Origin of the sequence: uncultured Serinicoccus sp. (assembly GCF_947500995.1) — a bacterium.
Taxonomy (GTDB): domain Bacteria; phylum Actinomycetota; class Actinomycetes; order Actinomycetales; family Dermatophilaceae; genus Ornithinicoccus.
Genome location: NZ_CANMUA010000003.1, coordinates 186491 through 207363 on the forward strand (window position 1 = coordinate 186491; position 20873 = coordinate 207363).

Annotated in this window: 18 protein-coding genes and 1 pseudogene; 13 read left to right on the forward strand and 6 right to left on the reverse strand. The window is 72.4% G+C overall.

Translation table 11 applies throughout. The annotated features are described in order from the left end of the window. Window positions 1–4 precede the first annotated feature (4 nt). The 3 genes from Q0967_RS06055 (at window position 5) to Q0967_RS06065 (ending at window position 6510) form a co-directional block, all read left to right on the forward strand. Window positions 5–4684, forward strand: coding sequence for an FtsK/SpoIIIE domain-containing protein (locus tag Q0967_RS06055; RefSeq protein WP_298748590.1), 4680 nt, complete (start codon window positions 5–7; stop codon window positions 4682–4684). Window positions 4685–4898: 214 nt separating this feature from the next. Continuing rightward, complete coding sequence (locus Q0967_RS06060) at window positions 4899–5174, forward strand: WXG100 family type VII secretion target (RefSeq protein WP_058891933.1); 276 nt, start codon at window positions 4899–4901, stop codon at window positions 5172–5174. A gap of 127 nt (window positions 5175–5301) precedes the next feature. After that, the gene (locus tag Q0967_RS06065; protein ID WP_298748587.1) at window positions 5302–6510 is read left to right on the forward strand and encodes an ATP-binding protein; all 1209 of its coding nucleotides are present in this window, start codon (window positions 5302–5304) and stop codon (window positions 6508–6510) included. Between the two features lie 120 nt (window positions 6511–6630). On the opposite strand, the gene Q0967_RS06070 is transcribed toward Q0967_RS06065, so the two are convergent. Together Q0967_RS06070 and Q0967_RS06075 are read right to left on the reverse strand one after the other, a co-directional pair. Then, window positions 6631–6990: an aldo/keto reductase gene (locus Q0967_RS06070; RefSeq protein WP_367181611.1), complete on the reverse strand. Its 360-nt coding sequence runs from the start codon at window positions 6988–6990 to the stop codon at window positions 6631–6633. 12 nt (window positions 6991–7002) lie between these two features. After that, window positions 7003–7563, reverse strand: a complete 561-nt coding sequence (locus tag Q0967_RS06075; protein ID WP_298748586.1) for an aldo/keto reductase — start codon at window positions 7561–7563, stop codon at window positions 7003–7005. Window positions 7564–7694: 131 nt separating this feature from the next. Here Q0967_RS06075 and Q0967_RS06080 point away from each other — a divergent pair. The 3 genes and pseudogenes from Q0967_RS06080 to Q0967_RS06090 all read left to right on the forward strand — a co-directional run. Next, window positions 7695–8330 (forward strand): annotated as a pseudogene (locus Q0967_RS06080) (Type 1 glutamine amidotransferase-like domain-containing protein); the annotation flags it as partial. 184 nt (window positions 8331–8514) lie between these two features. Next, window positions 8515–9138 (forward strand): DinB family protein, encoded by a 624-nt coding sequence (locus tag Q0967_RS06085; RefSeq protein ID WP_298748584.1) that lies wholly within the window; start codon window positions 8515–8517, stop codon window positions 9136–9138. A gap of 171 nt (window positions 9139–9309) precedes the next feature. Then, window positions 9310–10179: a transglycosylase family protein gene (locus tag Q0967_RS06090; RefSeq protein WP_298748582.1), complete on the forward strand. Its 870-nt coding sequence runs from the start codon at window positions 9310–9312 to the stop codon at window positions 10177–10179. Between the two features lie 107 nt (window positions 10180–10286). Here Q0967_RS06090 and Q0967_RS06095 read toward each other — a convergent pair whose 3' ends face one another. Beyond that, window positions 10287–10784: a hypothetical protein gene (locus Q0967_RS06095; protein WP_298748580.1), complete on the reverse strand. Its 498-nt coding sequence runs from the start codon at window positions 10782–10784 to the stop codon at window positions 10287–10289. 144 nt (window positions 10785–10928) lie between these two features. Then, on the reverse strand, window positions 10929–11432 hold the full coding sequence (locus Q0967_RS06100; RefSeq protein WP_298748579.1) for a DUF427 domain-containing protein: 504 nt from the start codon (window positions 11430–11432) through the stop codon (window positions 10929–10931). A 127-nt stretch (window positions 11433–11559) separates the two neighbouring features. Between Q0967_RS06100 and Q0967_RS06105 the strand changes: the two genes are divergently transcribed. Next, window positions 11560–12093, forward strand: coding sequence for a DUF3806 domain-containing protein (locus tag Q0967_RS06105; RefSeq protein WP_298748578.1), 534 nt, complete (start codon window positions 11560–11562; stop codon window positions 12091–12093). 18 nt (window positions 12094–12111) lie between these two features. Here the strand turns inward: Q0967_RS06105 and Q0967_RS06110 are convergent, their stop codons facing one another. Then, on the reverse strand, window positions 12112–13890 hold the full coding sequence (locus Q0967_RS06110; RefSeq protein ID WP_298748577.1) for a potassium channel protein: 1779 nt from the start codon (window positions 13888–13890) through the stop codon (window positions 12112–12114). Window positions 13891–13905: 15 nt separating this feature from the next. Beyond that, entirely contained in the window at window positions 13906–14292 is a 387-nt protein-coding gene (locus Q0967_RS06115; RefSeq protein ID WP_139719370.1) for a DUF6394 family protein, read from the reverse strand. Between the two features lie 54 nt (window positions 14293–14346). On the opposite strand from Q0967_RS06115, the gene Q0967_RS06120 reads away from it, so the two are divergent. The 6 genes from Q0967_RS06120 (at window position 14347) to Q0967_RS06145 (ending at window position 20801) form a co-directional block, all read left to right on the forward strand. After that, complete coding sequence (locus Q0967_RS06120) at window positions 14347–14868, forward strand: SprT-like domain-containing protein (RefSeq protein WP_298748575.1); 522 nt, start codon at window positions 14347–14349, stop codon at window positions 14866–14868. 170 nt (window positions 14869–15038) lie between these two features. Next, window positions 15039–16415 (forward strand): ABC transporter substrate-binding protein, encoded by a 1377-nt coding sequence (locus tag Q0967_RS06125; protein ID WP_298748574.1) that lies wholly within the window; start codon window positions 15039–15041, stop codon window positions 16413–16415. Then, window positions 16412–17614 (forward strand): carbohydrate ABC transporter permease, encoded by a 1203-nt coding sequence (locus tag Q0967_RS06130; RefSeq protein WP_298748572.1) that lies wholly within the window; start codon window positions 16412–16414, stop codon window positions 17612–17614. The genes Q0967_RS06125 and Q0967_RS06130 overlap by 4 nt, the downstream gene beginning before the upstream one ends. Further along, window positions 17611–18474: a carbohydrate ABC transporter permease gene (locus tag Q0967_RS06135; RefSeq protein WP_298748571.1), complete on the forward strand. Its 864-nt coding sequence runs from the start codon at window positions 17611–17613 to the stop codon at window positions 18472–18474. Before Q0967_RS06130 ends, Q0967_RS06135 begins: the two co-directional genes overlap by 4 nt. A gap of 90 nt (window positions 18475–18564) precedes the next feature. After that, on the forward strand, window positions 18565–20556 hold the full coding sequence (locus tag Q0967_RS06140) for an alpha-amylase family protein (RefSeq protein WP_299449511.1): 1992 nt from the start codon (window positions 18565–18567) through the stop codon (window positions 20554–20556). Between the two features lie 77 nt (window positions 20557–20633). After that, window positions 20634–20801 carry a hypothetical protein gene (locus Q0967_RS06145; protein ID WP_298748567.1) on the forward strand — a complete coding sequence of 56 codons (168 nt, stop codon included), beginning with the start codon at window positions 20634–20636 and terminating at the stop codon, window positions 20799–20801. Window positions 20802–20873 lie beyond the last annotated feature (72 nt).

Below are 20873 nucleotides of genomic sequence, written 5' to 3' on the forward strand. Positions count from 1 at the left end.
GCCGGTGCGGCTGCTGATCACGGCGATCGCCGCGGCCGAGGGCCCCTCGGACCCGCTGGACCTCGTCGTCGACACCGAGGACGACGCCACCGTCGGCGACCTCGCCCTCGCCCTGGCCCGCCGGGTGTCCGACGCCACCGCACGCCGGCGCCCGCTCGCCGCCATGGGGGCGGGCGGGGGTGCCGAGGCCCAGGTCCCGCAGCTGCGCGTCGTGCGGAGCGAGGACGGACCCTCCTCGGCCCCGGTCGCGGTCGCCGACCGGGAGCGCGAGGCCGTGACCCCGCCCCCGCTCTACGTGGGTGACCGGCGGCTCGACCCGGGTATGCCGCTGGCCGCGAGCCCGGTCCGCCACGGCTCCGTGGTCGGCGTCGGCGGGTCGGTGGGCGACCTGCTGGCCGAGCCGCGGGGGGTGGTGGAGGTCCGGATCTCCTCCGGTCCCGGGGCGGGCACGGTGGCCCGGCTCAGCACCGGGGAGCACGTGGTCGGCAGCACGGTGCACGCCGCGGTGGCCATGCCCCCGGTGGGTCTGCCCGAGGTCTGCCTCACCGTGCAGGTGCGGCCCGACGGCACCGTCGTCCTCGACCCGGACCCGGACCTGCTGGGGGTGCTGCAGCAGCCGGTGTGGCGCAGCCGCCCGTTGCCGGGCCCGATCGTGCTCGACGCCGAGGCCGAGATCCAGCAGCGCCGTGCCGGCGAGAGCACCTACAGCGAGCTGCCGCCGGGGACCCGGGTCATCGGCGCCGACGCGCCCACGCCCCTGCTGCACATCGACCGCGAGGAGGTGGCGCCGGGCCAGGTGTGGGAGCCGGGGCAGGCCCTCGTGGTGGGTCCCTGCCTGCTCGAGCTCACCGTGCCGACGGCGCCCGACGCCTCGCTGTCGCTCAGCCCGCAGGGCGCCACCCTGGACTACAACCGGCCGCCACGGCTGCTGCCCGCGGCCCGGCAGACCGAGTTCACCCTGCCCAACGAGCCGCGGCGGCCGCTGGGGCAGCAGATCCCCTGGGCCTTCATCTTCCTGCCGGCCTTCGCGGGCCTGGCGATGTACCTCATCACCGGACGCCTCTACACGCTCATCTTCATCGCGCTGACGCCGCTCATGGCCATCTCCAACTGGGTGAGTGGTCGGTCGCAGGAGCGCAAGCGCTACCGCAACGACTTCGCCGAGTACACCGCCCGGATGCGGAAGGTGCAGCAGAGCGCCCTCGCCGGCCTCTCCGACGAGCGGTCCGCCCGGCGACGTGACTTCGCCGACCCCGGTGAGGTGCTCATGACCGCCATCGGGCCCCGGCGACGCCTGTGGGAGCGGCGCCGCAGCGACCCGGACTGGCTGGTCGCCCGCTTCGGCACGGCCGACCAGGTGTCCTCGGTGACGGTGAAGTCCAACGCCCGGGAGGAGCACGAGGGGGACCTCGCGTGGACCGCCCCCGACGTGCCGGTCACGGTCAGCCTGCTGGAGGCCGGCGTGACCGGCCTGGCCGGTCCGGCCCGGCGCGCGGTGGGCCGGTGGGTCGTGGCCCAGCTGGCGGTCCTGCACTCACCGGTGGACCTGGACATGACCCTGCTCACCTCGGCCGACGGCGAGGCCGACTGGCACTGGACGCGGTGGCTGCCGCACCTGCGCTCCGACGACGGCGACCCCGAGCTGGCCCAGGTGGGGGTGGATGACGAGACCACGGCCCGGCGGATCGCCGAGCTGGTGGCCGAGCTCGAGCGCCGTCTCGAGCTCGCCGACTCGGGCTCGTTCTCGAGCAAGGGCGTGACCTTCCCGCCGCTGCTCGTCGTGCTCGACGGGTCCCGGCGGCTGCGCCTGCTGCCCGGCATGGTGCCGCTGCTGCAGCGCGGTCCCTCGGTCGGCATCACCTTCCTGTGCCTGGACGAGGACGAGCGGCTGCTGCCGGAGGAGTGCCGGGCCGTCGTCCAGGCCGACGAGCCGCTCATGCGGGTGACGGTGAGCGAGCAGTGGGTCATCGAGGGCGTCCGCCCTGACCTGGTCAGCCCCGCATGGGGGGAGCGGGTGGCACGGGCGGTGGCACCGGTGCGGGACGTGTCGGCCGAGGACGCCGCGGCGACGATCCCCACCTCGAGCCGCCTGCTCGACGTGCTCCGGCTCGACCCGCCCACCGCCGCCGCGGTGCAGGAGCGCTGGGTGTCGGTCGGGCGGACCACCCGGGCGGTCATCGGGGAGGGCACGGAAGGGGCCTTCGCCATCGACATGGTCAAGGACGGTCCGCACGGCCTGGTGGCCGGCACCACGGGCTCGGGCAAGTCCGAGCTGCTGCAGACCGTCATCGCCTCGCTCGCGGTGCACAACCGGCCCGACGAGATGACCTTCGTGCTCGTCGACTACAAGGGAGGTGCGGCCTTCAAGGACTGCAACCGCCTGCCGCACACCGTCGGGATGGTGACCGACCTGGACGGCCACCTCACCGGTCGGGCGCTGGAGTCGCTGGGGGCCGAGCTGCGTCGTCGCGAGCACCAGCTGGCGGGTGCCGACGCCAAGGACATCGAGGACTACCTCGCGACCCGGGGGCCCGACGACGAGCCGATGCCCCGGTTGCTCATCGTCATCGACGAGTTCGCCGCGCTCGTCGCCGAGCTCCCCGACTTCGTCACCGGGCTGGTCGACATCGCCCGGCGCGGGCGCTCCCTGGGGGTGCACCTCATCCTGGCGACGCAGCGGCCGGCCGGGGTGGTGAGCGCCGAGATCAAGTCCAACACCAATCTGCGGATCGCCCTGCGCGTGACCGACTCGGGAGACTCCCAGGACGTCATCGAGGCCCGCGACGCCGCCGAGATCTCGCAGTCGACGCCGGGGCGCGGCTACGCCCGGCTCGGCCACTCCAGCCTCATCCCCTTCCAGTCCTCCCGGGTCGGTGGGCGGCCGCGCGGGGAGGGCAGGGCCGCCGAGGTCGAGCTGCGGGGTATGCCGTTCGCCGAGCTCGGGGTCGCGCCGCCGCGGGCGCAGGCGGCGGAGGAGGACGTCTCGGTCGCGACCGACCTCGCGGCCCTCGTGCAGGCCTGCCAGGAGGCGAGCGAGGAGTCGGGGGTGCGCGCCCCGGCCAGCCCGTGGCTGCCGGCGCTGGACGACGTGGTCACCCTCGAGCAGCTGCTGGAGCAGTTCCCCGGTGCCGTGCCCGACGCCCGGACGATGCGCCTGCCGATCGGCGTCGTCGACCTCCCCGCGCAGCAGCGCCGGGACGTGGCGGCATACAGCCTCGCGACCGGGTCCCACCTCGCGGTCGTCGGGGCCGCACGCACCGGACGATCCAGCGCGCTGCGGGTCCTCGCCGGGGCGGTCGCCCGGGACCTGTCGCCGGAGGACGTGCACGTCTACGGCGTGGACTGCGGCAACAACGCCCTGCTGCCGCTGCAGGCCCTCCCGCACGTGGGTGCGGTCGTCCTGCGCGACCAGACCGACCGCATGGAGCGGCTGGTCGGCCGCCTGCGCGCCCTCATCAGCGAGCGGCAGCAGCTGCTGGCGCAGGAGGGCTACGCCGACGTCGCCGAGCAGCGGGCGGCCGTGCCGCAGGAGGAGCGCCTGCCCTACGTGCTCGTGCTCTTCGACCGCTGGGAGGGCTTCTTCCAGGTCTACGACTCCCTCGACGGGGGTCGGCTGGTGGCCGCCGTCCAGCAGATCCTCCAGGAGGGTGCCGCCGTGGGGGTGCGGGTCGTCATGACCGGCGACCGCTCGGTGGTCATGGGTCGCATGGGCACGCTGCTGGACGACAAGATCATGCTGCGCATGACCGACCCCAGTGACTTCTCCAACATCGGCATGCCGGCCAAGAAGGTCCCCGAGCGGATGCCGGAGGGCCGTGGCTTCCGGGCCGACGGTCTCCGGGAGACGCAGTTCGCGCTGCTGGCCGACGACCCGGCCGGGACGGCCCAGGTGCGCGCCCTGCAGGCGCTCGGCAAGGCCGCCACGCAGCGGTATGCCGACCTGCCGCGCTCGCGTCGGCCGTTCCACGTCGACCTGCTCCCGGTCCGGTTCACCGCTCAGGAGGCGCACCGGCTGCGCGATGAGGAGCGGGCGCAAGGACTCACCGTCCCCGACACCGCGCTGGCCGTCGCCGTGGGCGGCGACACCCTGGGCCTGCGGCACCTCGACGCGGTCGAGCACGGTCCGGCCGTGCTGGTCACCGGCCCCCGCCGCAGCGGACGCTCCACCGTCCTGCGCCAGCTCGCCGACGAGGCGCTCCGGGCGCGGTGCCAGGTGGCCCTGGTCACGCCGCGCAAGAGCCCGTTGCGCGAGCTCGCCGGGTCGCCGGGGGTGCACGGGCCCTGGGACCTGGGCAGCGACCAGAGCGAGGTCACCGAGCAGCTCACCGCCCTCGTGGCAGGGGAGGAGCCCCTGGTCGTGCTCGTCGACGACACCGAGCTGGTCGGCTCGGACGGGTGGCTGGCCGAGGCCCTCGTCAAGGCCATCGAGCAGATGCGCGACTCCGACAGCATGCTCGTGGGTGCCGGCACGGCCTCGGACATGCAGAGCCACTACCGCGGCCCGTCCGCCGTGCTGAAGAAGGCGGGCACCGGTGTCCTGCTCAACCCGCAGTCCAGCGCGGACGCCGACCTCTTCGGGGCCCGCCTCAACAGGTCGGCCTACGGGCAGTCCCTGCCCCCGGGTGGCGGCTACCTCGTCCTGGCCGGCCAGGCGGAGCGGGTGCAGGTGGTCTGGCCCGGCTGAGGCCGCCACCCCCGGGACAGGTGCCCTCGCCGCCCGGCGCCCGCCCCATGGGCAGGATGCTGCCGATGTCGTGCTTTGGCGCGAAGATGTCGGAGGTGGGGTGGACACGGCGTCCGGGTCTGCCTAGGGTGAGGAACGGCCGCACCGCCGAGGGGTTTCATGGGGGATGCGGTCGGGACCATTTCCACGAACCCTCGGAAGGGGAGTACTACTCATGGCCGTTGGTGGTGAACTCGCGACTCTGCGAGACCTGCACAAGACGCTCGACACCTCCGCCCTGGACATCCAGCGGGTGTCCGAGGACATCGACAAGTCGCTCAACAGCACCGTCTGGACCGGTGCCAACTCGGAGAAGTTCAAGGACGCCTGGCAGACGTTCAAGCCGACGCTGACCCCCAAGCTGGTCGACGCGCTCAACGAGGCCAAGGAAGACATCAAGACGCAGCACAACAACCTGGCCGCCGCCACCGGCGAGTCGGACCGCATCTGAGTCATCCGTCGACGGGGCCGGGGAGCGCGAGGCGCTCCCCGGCCCTCGTCGTCTGTCCGGGAGGTCGACGATGACCGTGTCTGCGTGTCTCTGACAGAATCGCTAGAGAACGGCATACAGTGCCATCGTGGATCCCATCCGTAACCCCTACGCCCCCGGCGCCGGCCAGCGCCCACCCGAGCTCGCCGGCCGGGACGAGCAGCTCGACCGCTTCCGCGTGGTGCTCGAGCGCATCCAGCGCGGCCGCCCCGAACGCTCCATGGTGCTCACCGGGCTGCGCGGCGTCGGCAAGACCGTGCTCCTCAACGCGCTGCGGGGCGCCGCGGTGCGCTCCCGCTGGGGGACGGGGAAGTACGAGGCGCGTCCGGAGCAGGGCATGCGCCGGCCCATGGCGGCCGCGCTGCACGTGGCGGTGCGCGAGCTCGGGCACCCGCAGGGGGACGAGGTCGACCACGTGCTCGGCGTCATCAAGGCGTTCGCGCAGAAGGACCAGCCGGGGGCCAAGCTGCGGGACCGGTGGAACCCCGGCATCGAGGTCGCCGCGGTCACCGGGCGCGCCGACTCCGGCGACATCGAGATCGACCTCGTCGAGCTGCTCTCCGACGTGGGCGGGCTCGCGGCGGACGTCGGCAAGGGCGTCGGCGTCTTCATCGACGAGATGCAGGACCTCCAGCCCGATGACGTGTCGGCGATCTGCGCCGCCTGCCACGAGCTGAGCCAGTCGGCGCTGCCGGTCATCGTCGTCGGCGCCGGGCTGCCCCACCTGCCCGCGGTGCTGTCGGCGAGCAAGTCCTACTCCGAGCGGCTCTTCCGCTACACCCGCATCGACCGGCTCTCCCGGGAGCAGGCCGAGCGGGCGCTGCAGCTGCCCGCGCAGGACGAGGACGCCACGTGGTCGCCGGAGGCGCTGTCGGCGATGTATGCCGCGACCGGCGGTTATCCCTACTTCCTGCAGGCCTACGGCAAGGAGGTGTGGGACCTCGCGCCGGAGTCCCCCATCACCGCCGAGGACGTGCGGGTCGCGGGCCCGGAGGCGGAGGCGGAGCTGGCGGTCGGCTTCTTCGGCAGCCGCTACGAGCGCGCGACGCCGGGGGAGCGGGAGTACCTCCGGGCGATGGCCGACCTGGCCGCGCAGCGGGTGGAGACGGGGGAGGAGATCGACGAGATCGAGTCGGTGGCGACCGCCGACATCGCCGGCCACCTGGGCCGCAAGCCGCAGTCGCTGTCGCCGCCGCGGGACGCGCTGCTCAAGAAGGGCCTCATCTACTCCGGCGAGCGCGGCCGGATCGCCTTCACGGTGCCGCACTTCGGCCGCTACCTGCGCGAGAACACCTGAGGGATCGGCCGGTGCCGCCGACACGACGGTGCCGATCGGCTCAGGTACGCACGTGCGCACCTGAGCCGTTCCGGACGGGCGTGTCGCCGGGACGCGGCGACAGCCCGGCAAGCCGCATCCTCATCGGCCACGTTGCGGCCGCACGCGCGACCGCAACGTGCCGCGGGCCAGGGCCAGCAGGGAGCGGACGTCGCGCCGGCCGCCGTAGATGGTCATCGCGCGGTGGTCGCCGTAGTCCGCGATCGGCTCGACGCCGCGCAGCAGGTCCATGTCCTCCTCGGTGATGGTGAAGTCGACCTCCGCGTTCGCGCGCAGGTGGGCCGGGTCCGCCGACCTCGGCAGGGGGAGCAGGCCGAGCTGCAGGCAGTAGCGGATCGAGAGCTGCGGGACGCTCACGGCATACCGCTGCGCGACCCGCGCGACCTCCTCGTTCTTCAGCAGCTCGCCGTGCGCGACGGAAGAGTGGGCCTCGACGAGGATGCCGCGGTCGCGTCAGTGCTGGATGAGGTCGTGCGGGGTGTTGCTGATGTGCGCGAGCACCTGGTTGACCATGGGCGCGACGGTGCACCCCTCGAGGATGTTGTCGACATCGGCGACCTCGAAGTTCGACAGCCCGATCGCCCGCACCGTGCCGGCCGCGAGCGCCTCCTCCAGCGCCCGCCAGACCTGCCGGTTCTCCTCGAGGTAGCGCTCCTCGCCACCGAACCTCCGCCAGGGCGTCGGGCTGTGGACGAGCACGAGGTCCAGGTGGTCCAGCCCGGTCCGGCGCAGCGAGGCGTCGATGCCGTCCCGGGCCGCGCCGTAGGTCTTCGCCCCGGCGTCGACCTTGGTCGTGACGAAGACCTCGTCCCGGGGCACGCCGCTGCTGCGCACCGCCCTGCCCACGCCCTGCTCGTTGCGGTAGGCCGGGGCCGTGTCGACGTGCCGGTAGCCCAGGCGCAGCGCCTCGCCCACCGCCGGCACGACGGCCGTGTCGCTGACGAACCAGGTGCCGAGCCCGAGCCGGGGGATGCTGACCCCGTTGGCCAGGGTGGACGTCTCCTGCAGGATCATGCGCCTCGCCTCCTCCGGGCCGCTGCGCGGTCGGCGCGGACGGGTCTACTCTTCCTCATGCCGCCGCGCGCCGTCGGTCGGAGCGACCGGCGCCCAGCGGCATCCTCGGGCGGCACGGCGAAGGGACCGGTATGAAGCTCCTGCTCACCTCGGACGGGGTCACCAACCCCAGCATCGAGGAGGCCCTCGTGTCCCTCCTCGGCAAGCCCGTCGCCGAGTCCGCGGCGCTGGCCATCCCGACCGCGACCTACGGGCACACGATGTGCGACCCCGGGAACGCCTGGCGCTTCCTCACCGGTGGGTCCTCCGCCCGGATGTGCGACCTGGGGTGGGCCTCGCTCGGCGTCCTCGAGCTCACCGCGCTGCCCAGCCTGCCCCGCGAGCGCTGGGTGCCCTGGGTCGAGGAGGCGGACGCGCTGCTGGTCGACGGCGGTGACGCGACCTACCTCGCCCACTGGATGCGCGAGTCCGGGCTCGCCGACCTGCTGCCGACGCTGACGGACACCGTGTGGGTCGGGCTGAGCGCGGGCAGCATGGTCCTGACCCCCCGGATCGGTGAGCCGTTCGTCACCTGGCGTCCCGACGGCTGGAGCGACCGGACCCTGGGCGTCGTCGACTTCTCGATCTACCCGCACGTCGGGATGAACCCGATGGAGGGAGCCGACCGGTGGGTGGCGCCGCTGGGCGTGCCCGCCTACGCCCTCGACGACCAGAGCGCGGTCCAGGTGGTCGACGGCGCGGTGACGGTCGTCTCCGAGGGCGTCTGGCGGCACCTGTCCGCGGTCGAGGGTGGAGACCGGGACGAGCGCAGGGACGAGGAGGACGACGGGGCGACCCCGGCGCCGGAGGAGGCGTCCGCCCCGCGCGAGTTCCGCGGCGAGGACCTGTCCGGTGCCCGCTTCGTCGGGTGCTCGCTGTCCGGTGCCGTGATGCGCGCCGTCGACGTCGACGGTGCCGAGATCGACGCGCCGTGGCTGCTGGAGGGCGAGGGGACGCTGCTGGTCAACGGGGTCGACGTCGCGCCGCTGGTCGACGCCGAGCTCGACCGACCCCGGCCGGGCGCTGCGCCGGGCCGAGGACCCGGACGGGCTGCGGGCGGCGTGGGCCGCCCTGGAGACCGCCTGGGCGGGGGCGGTCGCCCGTGCCGAGGGTATGCCGCCCGGCACCGTGGACGTCTCCGTCGCCGGGGAGTGGAGCTTCGCCCAGACGCTGCGCCACCTCGTCATGGCGACCGACACCTGGCTGCGGCGGGCCGTGCTCGAGCTGGACGAGCCCTACCACCCGATCGGTCAGCCGAACGTCGAGTACGCCCTGGACGGGCACGACCCCGCCGTCTTCCACGAGACCGACCCCGGCTGGGAACGGGTGCTGCAGGTCCGGGCCGAACGGGTCGCGATGGTCCGCGACCACCTCGCGACGGTCACGACGGACGACCTCCAGGTGCCGCGGCGCAACCCGTGGGCACCGGCATACCCCGAGTCGACCCTCTCGTGCCTGCGCACCATCCTGGAGGAGGAGTGGGAGCACCTGCGGTTCGCGCAGCGCGACCTCGACGTCATCGACGCGAGGACGTGAGCAGTCTCACGTGGTGAGACGTCGCCGCTGCTCAGTGGGGTGCGACGCGCGTTCCTGACCGGAGTCTGACCGTGGACAGGTTGCGACGTCCAGGTTGCCCCGTCACGGTGGAGGGGCCGCGGGGGAGCCTGCGGCGGTCCCCCTGTACTCGACTTCCCCTGAGGTTCCACCATGAAGCACCGTGCCATCCGCAAGCCTCGCCTGGGCGCGCTCGCCCTCGCCACCGGCCTCACCGGCCTGACCGGCGTCGTGTCCGCCGGGTCCGCCCAGGCCGCCAGCGGCGAGACCTGGGACGCCGTCGCCCAGTGCGAGTCCGGCGGCAACTGGAGCATCAACACCGGCAACGGCTACTACGGCGGCCTGCAGTTCGTGCAGAGCACCTGGGAGGGCTTCGGCGGCACCGACTACGCGCCGCGCGCCGACCTCGCGACGCGGGCGCAGCAGATCGCGATCGCCGAGAACGTCCTGGCGGTCCAGGGCCCCGGCGCCTGGCCCGTGTGCTCCGTCGAGGCCGGCCTGACCGCCGGTGGCCCCGCTCCGGCGGAGCCCGCCCCGGCCGAGCCCGCGCAGCCCGCCGAGCCCGCGCAGCCCGCCGACCCCGCTCCGGCCGAGCCCGCGCAGCCTGCCGACCCGGCCCCGGCGGCGCCCGCGCAGCCTGAGCCGGCACAGCAGGCCGCGCCGCAGCAGCCGGCGCAGCAGGCCGCGCCGCAGCAGGCCCCGGCCGCCGACGCCGACCTCGCCGAGCACGTCATCGCCGGGGGCGAGACCACCGCGAAGATCGCGCACCACCACGGCACCACGGTCGCCGAGCTGGTGGGGATCAACGACCTCGCCCACGGCGGCGCGCTGATCTACGCCGGCGACATCATGCTCGTGCCGGCGGGAGGAACGCCCGCGGCCGCGCAGAGCTACACCGTGCAGCACGGTGACACGCTGTCGGAGATCGCCGCGCAGCACGGCACCGACGTGCACACCCTGGCGCAGGCCAACGACCTGGACGACCCGGACCTCATCATCGCGGGTCAGACGCTGACGATCTGATGACGCAGGGCTGACGCGACGCACGGTGGCCCGGACCCCGACCCCCTCGCTCACGCGACGCGGTCGGGGTCCGGGCCACCGGCATACGCGGGGTCCGGAATCCGGGATCAGGCCGCGCAGGCCTCCTCGAGCTCGGTCTGGGCCGCCTCGGAGTCGGAGACGTCCACCTCGGGGATCTCGATGACGTCCTCGGTGCGGGTCCCCGCCTCCACGACCGCGTCGTTGACCTCCTCGAAGGGGGCGTTGATCCGCTCGAGCAGGGCCGCGTGGTCCCCACCCGCCTCCTCGGCCAGCGTCATGAGCCGGCCGGAGAGCAGCGTCACCTCCGAGAAGGCGACCGGGTCGAGGTCGTCGCCGGAGCCGACGACGTCGCGCTGGGTGGCCGCGCGCTCCGCGAGCGGGGTCCCCTGGCTGGCGAAGAAGCCCTGGCAGGCGGGGTCGTCCGAGACGGCCATGCCCTCCTCGCCCGACGACGCCGCGTCGTCCCCGGCGCTCTCCTCCTGGGAGCTCTCAGGGGTGGTGCCCGCGTCCTCGTCCTCGGCCGAGCAGGCGCCGGTGAGGACAGCCAGGCTCATCACGGTGGCCATGGTCAGGGCACGTCGCATCAGATCATTCCTCCTTGTGTGGATGGTCGCCGTCCGACATGGACGACGCGTTCCGCCCGTGGCGGGCCCCCCGGCCCCGGCACGCGCGACGGTCCATCCTGCCTCACCGGTCCCGGTGCGGCGCGACCGGGTGGCGCCGGCGGGCTACCAGCCCTGGGTGCCCGCCGCCCCCTTGAACGGGCCCCGCACCCTGGAGGTGATCCACCCGCCGTAGAAGCCGCCCTCCTGCGGCTGCACCCGCTCGCCGTCGACGTAGCAGCCGTCCGCCGGGTCGGTCGCACCGTCGATGGCGCTGGGCATGACGGCCGCGTAGTCGGCGATCTCGCGGAAGGCGGGGGTGGGGTCCGGGTAGGTCCACGCCGCCCGGCTCAGCCGGGTGCCGTCCACCACCAGGTCGAAGTAGGTCGCCGACCCCTTGAACTCGCAGGTCGTGCGGCGGTTGTCGCGGGCCGGCTGCAGGACGCCGGTGACGAAGGCGCCGAGCGGCAGGTAGTAGGTCGGCGGGTGCGAGGTCTCCAGCACCCGGATCGCCGCGACGGTCTCGGCGATGGTCTGCCCGCCCGCGCGGATGACGACGTGCTCCCCCCCGGAGGTGTCCACGGCCGGGGGTCGCGGGTAGTCCCAGACGGACTCGGTCTGTGCAGGCATACCCCGACCATAGGGCGGGTGGCCCGAAGTGACCAACGGGCGTCGGGCGGCGGCAGCCGGGACCGGGGCGGGTCGAGCCGCCTCCTCGTGGTCGGCCCCTGCTGCTCCCGGGCGCTACGCTGCCCGGATGAACGATCGCGGACGCCGGGTGTCGGCCGGCCTCGACAAGGTCCGGAACCTGCTCGGCCGGTCCCGGTCGACCGACGACGAGCCCCGGGTGCGGGCCCTGCCCGACCCGGGTGAGAGCCCCGTCGGTGAGCTGCCGCTCACCCCCGAGTCGCGCAAGATCGGCGAGGCGGAGCGGGCCCGGATCGACGCCGGCCTGGCGGCGGTGGCGGCGGACGGCGTGGACGTCGACGACCTGGCCTCGATCAGCGCCGGGCTCGACCGGGCGCTCGCCGGCTGGCTCGCGACCCAGGGCGCCGACGGGCACCACGAGGAGGTCGTCGAGCGGTATGCCGCGGCGATCGGGGAGCACCTGCACCGGCACACCGACCTGGCCTGGGAGGTGGTCACCGACGTCTTCGGCACCGACCTCGCGGTCGCCGCGGGCGACTTCGTCGTCGTCCCCTCCAACCTCGTCGCGGTCCGCTGGATGCGGCGCGAGCGCGGGTGGGTGCCCCAGGTCGTGGGGCACATCGTCGAGGTCCGCAGCCGCTGAGCCGGGCGTCCGCCGCCCTCAGGCCTCGTCGGGCGGGGGGACGGGCCCGCGCGAGGCGGTGGCCTTCTCCCGGCCGGTGACCTTCTGCAGCTGGCGGAAGACCCAGGCCGTGGCGACCTCGCGCCCGGTCGCGACGTACTCCACCGCGGAGTCGTGGAACACCGTGGAGCGGACGACCGCCAGGTCGAGCTCGCGGCCCAGCAGCAGCAGCGTGTCGCCCTCCTTGAGCTTCTCGTCCATCCCCGGGGTGAAGATGCGGCGTCCGGAGCGCACCAGCACCGCGGGGTAGACGGCGAGCCGCACGTCCCGCTCGTCCGGGTCGCGCACCAGGTCACCGAGCGTCAGCTCGTGCTCGCCCAGCCACCGCACCACGGCCGGGGCGCTCGTGAAGTCGAGGTCGAGGCGGGTGGAGATCGGCGTCTCGTCACCGACCACGGCGACGATCTCGTCCATGACCCGGCGGTCCCACTCGTCGTCCTCGTGCAGGACGTGGTCGATGAAGCTCCAGTAGTTCGGCGAGGTGATCCGGGCGACCGCCTCGCGGGCGAGCAGCTCGGTGGGGATGAAGACCGAGTCGGCGTCGAAGGCCTGCAGCGGTGCTGCGTTGACGGCCGAGTTCTGCCGGACGGCGATGAACAGTTGGTCGTTCTCGATGCGGGCGTGCGCGGCGTTGGCCATGTTGACGATGTCGGACTCGGCGCCGGCGATGAACCCCACCGCGTCGGAGACGTCGGGACGGCCGTCGGCGGGGTCGACGAGGATGACGTCGAGCCCGGCGCTCTCCAGGTCGCGGGTCACCTCGAAGCCGAAGGTGCCGTCGGCGCAGACCACCCACTGCCCGTCGGTGAGGTGGGAGAGCCGGTGCGGCAGGTTCGAGCCGCGCTTGCTCATGAGCCAGGAGGCCAGCCGGAAGCCGGCCGGGCGGCGCAGGGCCATGACGAGGTAGGCGCCGTAGCGGTCGAAGGGGTTGATGATGACGTCGGCGGCGAAGTCGTGCATCTGCTGGGCGTGCTCGCGGTCGCTGCAGCGCGCGATGACCATGAGCTCGGGCCGCAGCAGGTTGACCGACATGACGACCGAGAGGTTCGTCTCGTCGCTGTCGGTGAGGGCGAGCACCGCCTCGCAGCGGTCGTGGCCGAGCCCCGCCAGGCCGAGCATGCGCGGGTCCCGGCCGCTCGCGGCGAAGCCGGGGTGGTCGCTGGAGTAGCCGTCGAGCGCGAGCTGCTGGACCCGCTCGGGGTCCTCGTCGAGGATGACGAAGTCGCGGCCCTGGTCCTCCAGCGCCCGGCAGACCGCCTCGCCCGCCTGGCCGTAGCCGACGACGAGGACGAAGGGGTTCTGGAGGCCGCGGACCTTGCGGCCGAAGCGCTGCAGCCGGATGGCCTGGCGGAAGGTCTGCTCCTGCGACAGCGACAGCAGGGAGCCGATGCTGTAGGACCAGGCGATGACGCAGGCGTAGATCGTCGCGGTGACCCACAGCCGCTGCGCGTAGCTGAACTCGTGCGGCACCTCGCCGTAGCCGATGGTGAGGCCCGTGTAGCTGATGACGTAGAAGCTGTCGAAGATGGCCAGCCGGTCCGGGTTCTCCTCGGTGCCGGGCATCATGCTGAGCCCGAAGGTCATGATGGCGAAGACGCTGACGATGACGACCAGCGGCGTGCGCATGCGGCGCAGGACGAGGAAGACGGCGTCGGTCGTCGGCAGCTCCATCGGCACGTCGACGCGGTAGCGGCGCAGCGAGTCCGGGCGCGGCCGGGCCGGCTTGCCGCGGCCGAGGAGCTGGAGGAGGTTGGCCATCGTGGGCGGCGCCGCTCAGCGGCGGCGGTAGGAGACCGTCTCCACGACGAGCAGGACGATGGAGACGATGTTGGCGAGCAGCGCGCCGGCCGCGATGGAGACGACGCTGCTCATGTGCTGCCCGGTCAGCCCGCCCGGGTCGACGTGCCGGGCCCAGATCCACACGAGCGCGGCGACGATGAGCTGGATGCTGGCGACCAGGGAGGTGGCCAGGTGGACGGCACCGATCTGGGTGCGGTCGCCGAACTTCAGGATGGTCGCGATGATGTTGACCACGACGGCGGCGTACAGCTCGTAGACGTTGTGCAGCCGCGGGTTGTCGATGTCGCCGAGGACGTACCCGAAGTTCAGGGTCGCCGCCAGCAGGACGAAGAAGCCGAAGACGACTTTCTCAAGGTTCACAGCCACGACGATAACGCCGCAGGTCTGTCGGTGCTGCCTCCTAGGGTGCGGGGCATGGAACTCGACGAGGCGGGGGCGCTGGCCCGGGGGCTGATGAGGGAGCACGGTCTGGCCGGCTGGGGGTTCGGTTTCGACCGGGCCAAGGTCCGGGCCGGGGCGTGCCACTGGACCGACCGGCGGATCACGCTGAGCCGGGCGATCACGGCGGTGCACGACGAGGCGCAGGTGCGCGAGACGGTGCTGCACGAGGTCGCGCACGCCCTCGTCGGCCCCGGGCACGGCCACGACGCGGTATGGCGTGCCCGTGCCCGAGCCCTGGGCGCGACGGGGGACCGGTGCTACGCGGTGGGGGCGGACGGGCCCGTGGTGCCGGGGCGCTGGCAGGGCCGGTGCGCGGCCGGCCACCTCGTCCACCGCCACCGGCGGCCGACGCGGGTGCTCGTCTGCACGCGCTGCCGGGGGGTGCCGGTGCGGCAGCGGGTCCTCGGCTGGACGCTCGACGGCCGTGGCGTGGACCCCTCCGAGCTGGGTCCGCACGTGGCGGCGGCGATGCGTCGGCTGGAGAGGTTGACGTAGCGTCCGGCCTGCGGTACCGGGAGCTGAGGGAAGACGGTTCCGTGACCAAAGCGTGACCTCGCTGGGCTGATCGCGCGCCGGGTCTGCGCTAGGTTCCGAGAGAGTCGCTCATGTGATGCACCCCTGTTCCGTGAGGCGGTGGCCGTGGGCGCGGATGGAGAGAGGAGCCAATGGTGGCGACTACGAGGTGGCGACGTGCCACGGTCCCGGCGCTCGCGGCAGCGCTCGGGCTGACCCTGGCGGGCTGTCTGCAGAATCCTGATGCCGGGTCGGGGGGAGCAGTAGGAGCGGTCGGCGCCGAGCCCGAGGAGGGCGACGGGAGCGTCAGCATCCTGGGTGCCTTCGGTGGAGCCGAGGAGGAGCTGTTCAACGCCTCCCTCCAGGAGTTCCAGGACGAGACCGGCATCACCATCGACTACGTCTCGGACCAAGACTTCACCAACACCATCCAGGTGCGGGTGGACGCCGGCGACAAGCCGGACATCGGGCTCTTCCCGCAGCCCGGTGGTGTGCTCAGCCTCGCCGAGCGCGGAGAGCTGGTCCCGATCGACTCCATGCTCGACTACGACGAGATCGACCGCACCCTGGTCAACGGCTTCCTGGACTCGGCCCGCTTCGACGGCCGTGTCTACGCCGCGCCGATGCGCATGGCGGTCAAGTCGATCGTCTGGTACCCCAAGGGCCCCTACGAGGAGGGCGGCTGGAACACCGAGCCGGCCAACCTCGACGAGCTCGACGAGGTCGCCGACCAGATCCGGACCGACGCCGACACGCCGCCCTGGTGCATCGGGTGGCAGTCCGACCAGGCCACCGGGTGGGTCGGCACCGACTGGGTGGAGGAGTACATGCTCCGCCTGCACGGCCCGGACGTCTACGACGACTGGATCTACCACCGCATCCCCTTCAACGACGAGCGGGTCGTCGAGGCGATCGAGACCTACGGCGACCTCGCCAACGAGGAGGGCAACGTCCTCGGCGGCTCCCGGGGCATCCTCAACACCCCGTTCGCCGAGGCGATGAACCCCGCCTTCAACGCTGACCCCGGCTGCTACCTCATGCGGCAGGGCAACTTCGCCACCACGTTCTTCCCCGAGGACGTCCAGGAGAACCTCGACGAGGAGGTCGGCATCTTCGTCTTCCCGCCCGCGGCGGACGGCTTCGACGGCCAGCCCATCCTCGGTGGTGGCGACCTGGCCGCCGCCTTCACCTACGACACCGACGTGGCCGCGGTGATGGAGTTCCTCTCCTCCGACGAGTTCGGCGGCCCGTGGGCCGAGGCCGGTGGGTGGCTCAGCCCCCACACCAGCTTCGACACGAGCCTCTACCCCGACGAGGTGACCCGGCAGATCGCCGAGTTCGGCTACACCTCGGACGTCTTCCGCTACGACGGCTCCGACGTCATGCCCCGCGAGGTGGGTTCGGGCTCGTTCTGGACCGGCATGGTCGAGTTCCAGAGCGGGTCCAAGACCGCCCAGGAGGTCGCGGACGACATCGAGGCGGGCTGGCCCGAGTCGGCCGACGCAAGTGAGGAGGGCGAGGACCAGTGAGCACGACATCATCGACCCCTCCCGTCGGGGAGGAGGTACCACAGGCGCCCGCGGACGACGGCCCGGGCGGGGCAGGCAACGTCGGACCCTCCGACGCCGGGCTCCAGCCGGGCAAGCTCGTCATCGGGGTGCTCGGCATCGCGGTCTCGGTCTGGCTGATCGGCAACCTCTTCCTCGCCTTCGCGTGGTACCCCCAGTGGTTCTTCGACAGCAAGCTGCTCATGGGCGCCCTCGGCCTCGTCGTGGGCGTCGGCGGTGCGGCCGTCCTCTTCTGGTTCCTCAACATGGCGATCGAGGCGCTGCCCCGACGGCTGGAGCACGGCGTCATGCCGTACGCCTTCCTGCTGCCGGGCTTCTCCCTCATCGGGTTGATGCTGCTGTTCCCGACGGTGCAGACGATCCACTACAGCTTCGCCAACCGGAGCTCCACGGCCTACGTCGACCCGCTGTGGGCCAACTTCAGCAGCCTGTTCGCCAGCGGCGACTTCTGGTCGGCGATGTTCAACAACCTGCTGTGGATCGCCATCGTCCCGGCGATCACGGTGTCGCTGGGCGTCGTCGTCGCGGTGCTGGCCGACAAGCTGTCGTCCGCGAGCGAGAAGTGGTCCAAGAGCTTCATCTTCATGCCGATGGCCATCAGCTTCGTGGCCGCCTCGGCGATCTGGCTGACGACGGTCTACGGCTACCGGCCCCCGGGCGAGCCGCAGACCGCGGCGCTGAACGCCATCTGGGTCAACTGGTTCGGTCAGGACCCGGCCAGCTGGCTGGACATCGACACCGCCCGGCTCAACAGCATCCTGCTCATGGTCATCCTCATCTGGCTGCAGACCGGCTTCGCGATGGTCCTGCTCAGCTCGGCGATCAAGGGTGTCCCCGAGGACACCCTCGAGGCGGCCCGGATCGACGGCGCGTCGGAGTGGCAGATCTTCTGGCAGGTCATCATCCCGCAGATCTGGGGCACCATCGTCACCGTCTTCATCACCGTGCTCATCCTGGTGATGAAGGTCTTCGACATCGTCTACGTGCTCACCAACGGGCGCAACAACACCGATGTCATCGCCAACATGTTCTTCCGGGAGATGTTCACCAACCGCGACGCCGGACGGGCGACGGCCCTCATCGTCGTCCTGCTCGTCGCCATCATCCCCATCCTGATCTACCAGGTCAGGGACTTCCGTAAGCAGGAGGCCATGCGATGAACGCCGGACGGCTCAAGGACGGGCGCCAGCGCAGTCCCGTCTCGATGGTGACCATGCTGCTGCTGGCGCTGCTGTGGACGCTGCCGACCCTGGGCCTGCTCGTCACCAGCTTCCGCAGCCGGGACGACGCGCTGACCAGCGGTTGGTGGTCGGCGATCATCAACCCGTTCGGCACCTCGTGGACTCTCGGCAACTACACCGAGGTCTTCGAGCGGGCGGACATGGGCAACGCCTTCCTCAACGGCATCGTGGTGGCGGTGCCGGCGACGGTCATCCCCATCATGTTCGCCGCCTTCGCCGCCTACGCGTTCACCTTCCTCCAGTTCCGGTTCAAGGAGACGCTGTTCATCGTCATCGTCGCGGTGATGGTGGTCCCGATCCACGTGGCCTTCCAGCCGTTGCTCAACCTCTTCGGCCCCAACGGTCTGGGCATCTCGGGTCAGTACCTCGCGGTGTGGCTGCTGCACACCGGCTTCGGCATGCCGTTGTGCATCTACGTGCTGCGCAACTACATGTCCACGCTGCCCTACAGCGTGGTGGAGTCGGCCCGGATCGACGGCTGCTCCAACTTCCAGATCTTCTGGAAGCTCGTGGCGCCGATGGCGATGCCGGCGATGGCGGCGTTCGCCACCCTGCAGTTCCTCTGGGTGTGGAACGACCTGCTCATCGCCAAGCTGTTCCTCAGCAACGACAACACCACGGTGATCGTCAAGCTCCAGCAGCTGCTGGGCACCCAGGGTCAGGGCGCCGAGCTGCTGACCGCGGGGGCGTTCATCTCGATGGTGCTGCCGATGATCGTCTTCTTCGCGCTCCAGAACTTCCTGGTGCGCGGCATGACGAGCGGCGCGGTCAAGGGCTGACCGCGTCCGCGCCTGGCTCGACGTCGAGCGGGCGGGAGATCCCCGGTGGAGCTCCCGCCCGCTCGTCGCGTCCGATGATTGGATGTGACCGTGACACGTGAACTCCCCTGGCCCGTGGCACTTCCCCCGGAGGCCCGCGCCCGCACCGAGGCCGTCCTGGCCCCGCTGCCCGAGCATCGCCGCACCACCTTCGCCCTGCGCGTGGCCCGCTGGTGGGACGACCTCGTCGCCGGGCTCGCGCCCTACCCGGACCCGCCCGCCGTGGCCGCGCGGGTGCTCGAGCTGGCGGCGACGGCATACCGCGACCGCGACGAGGATCTGCACCTGCTGGACCAGCGACGGTCCCTGGAGCCGGACTGGTTCCAGCGCCCGGACGTCGTGGGCTACGCCGGCTACGCCGAGCGGCTCACCGAGGAGGGCACGCTCACCGCGCTCGCCCGGCTGGCCGACCACCTCACCGGTCTGGGCGTGCGCTACCTGCACCTCATGCCGCTGCTGCAACCGCGCCCGGCGCCCAACGACGGAGGGTATGCCGTCGCCGACTACCGCTCGGTGCGCGAGGACCTGGGGTCGATGGACGACCTGCGGTCCCTCACCGCGAGCCTGCGCGAGCGGGGCATCAGCGTGTGCCTCGACCTGGTGCTCAACCACGTCGCCCGCGAGCACGCCTGGGCCCTGGCCGCGCGCGAGGGTGACGAGCGCTACCGCCGGTACTTCCACGTCTACCCCGACCGCGAGGTGCCCGACGCCTACGAGCGCACCCTGCTGGAGGTCTTCCCGGACTTCGCCCCCGGCAACTTCACCTGGGACGAGGAGCTGCAGGGGTGGGTCTGGACGACCTTCAACGACTACCAGTGGGACCTGGCGTGGGACAACCCCGACGTCTTCGCCGAGCTGGCCGATGTCATCCTCTTCCTCGCCAACCAGGGCGTGGAGGTCCTGCGGCTGGACGCGATCGCGTTCATCTGGAAGCGCATGGGCACCCAGTGCCAGAACGAGCCCGAGGTGCACCAGCTCACGCAGGCGCTGCGGGCGCTGGCCCGGATGGCCGCTCCGGCGCTGGTCTTCAAGGCCGAGGCGATCGTCGGCCCCAACGAGGTGGTGCACTACCTCGGCCGGGGTCAGCACCACGGCAAGGTCTCCGACCTCGCCTACCACAACAGCCTCATGGTGCAGATCTGGTCGATGCTCGCCAGCGGCGACGCGCGGCTGGCCACCCACGCCCTCGGGCGCTTCCCTGCCGTCCCGTCCACGACGGCCTGGATCACCTACCTGCGCTGCCACGACGACATCGGCTGGGCCATCGACGACGACGACGCGCGCTCGGTGATGGTCGACGGCCACGGTCACCGGACCTTCCTGTCGGACTACTACTCCGGGGAGTTCCCGGGCTCCGGGGCGACCGGGCTCGTCTTCCAGCACAACCCGCTCACCGGCGACCGCCGCATCTCCGGGTCGGCCGCCAGCCTGAGCGGGCTGGAGCGGGCGCTGGAGCTGGTGGACGGCGCCGTCGACGAGGAGGCGGCCACGGAGGCCGAGCACGCGGTCGACGAGGCGGTGGCCCGGCTCCTGCTGGGGTATGCCGTCGTCTACGGCTTCGGCGGGATCCCGGTCATCTGGTCGGGCGACGAGATCGCGAGCCTGGGCGACGCCGGGTGGGACCAGGTCCCCGAGCACGCGGCGGACAACCGCTGGGTCCACCGGCCCCGGCTGGACCGGGAGGAGGTCGCCGCCGCGCGCGAGGCGCCGGAGTCGGCCGCCGGGCGGGTGCTGCGGGGCATGCAGCACCTCGCCCGCACCCGGGCGTCCCTGCCCCACCTGCACGCGAGCGTCGGCGCGAAGGTCGTCGCGGCGCCGGACGCGGCGGTCTTCGTCGTGGTCCGCCGCCACCCGGTCGGCACCATGGTGCAGCTCTACAACCTCACGGCCGTGCCGCGCTCCGTCCCCGGCTGGTGGCTGCGGGAGCAGGGCCTGTCGGTGGACCGGACCGTGGACGCCCTCAACGGCTACCCGCCGAGCCTCACCGCCGACGGCTCGGTCTACCTGTCGACCTACCAGCCGGTGTGGCTCGTGCGCGGTTGACCTATACCCCCCGGGGTATAGTAGTCTGGAGGTCAGGACGCCGCGACGGCGTCCGACGACCGACCGAGGAGCCCCCCGTGTGCCGAGCTGTCACCTGCAGGACCTGCGGCAGGACCACCTGGGCCGGCTGCGGCCAGCACGTCGACCAGGTCCGGCGCGGGGTGCCGGCCGGCCAGTGGTGCGACGGGCACGAGGGCACCGCCCCCTCCGGTGGTGGCCTGCTCTCCCGGCTCCTCGGGCGCTGACGACCGCGTTCCCCTGCGCGGTCCCGACGTCGGCCGTCCTCGCCCCATCCCTGTTCGCGAGGGCGGCCGACG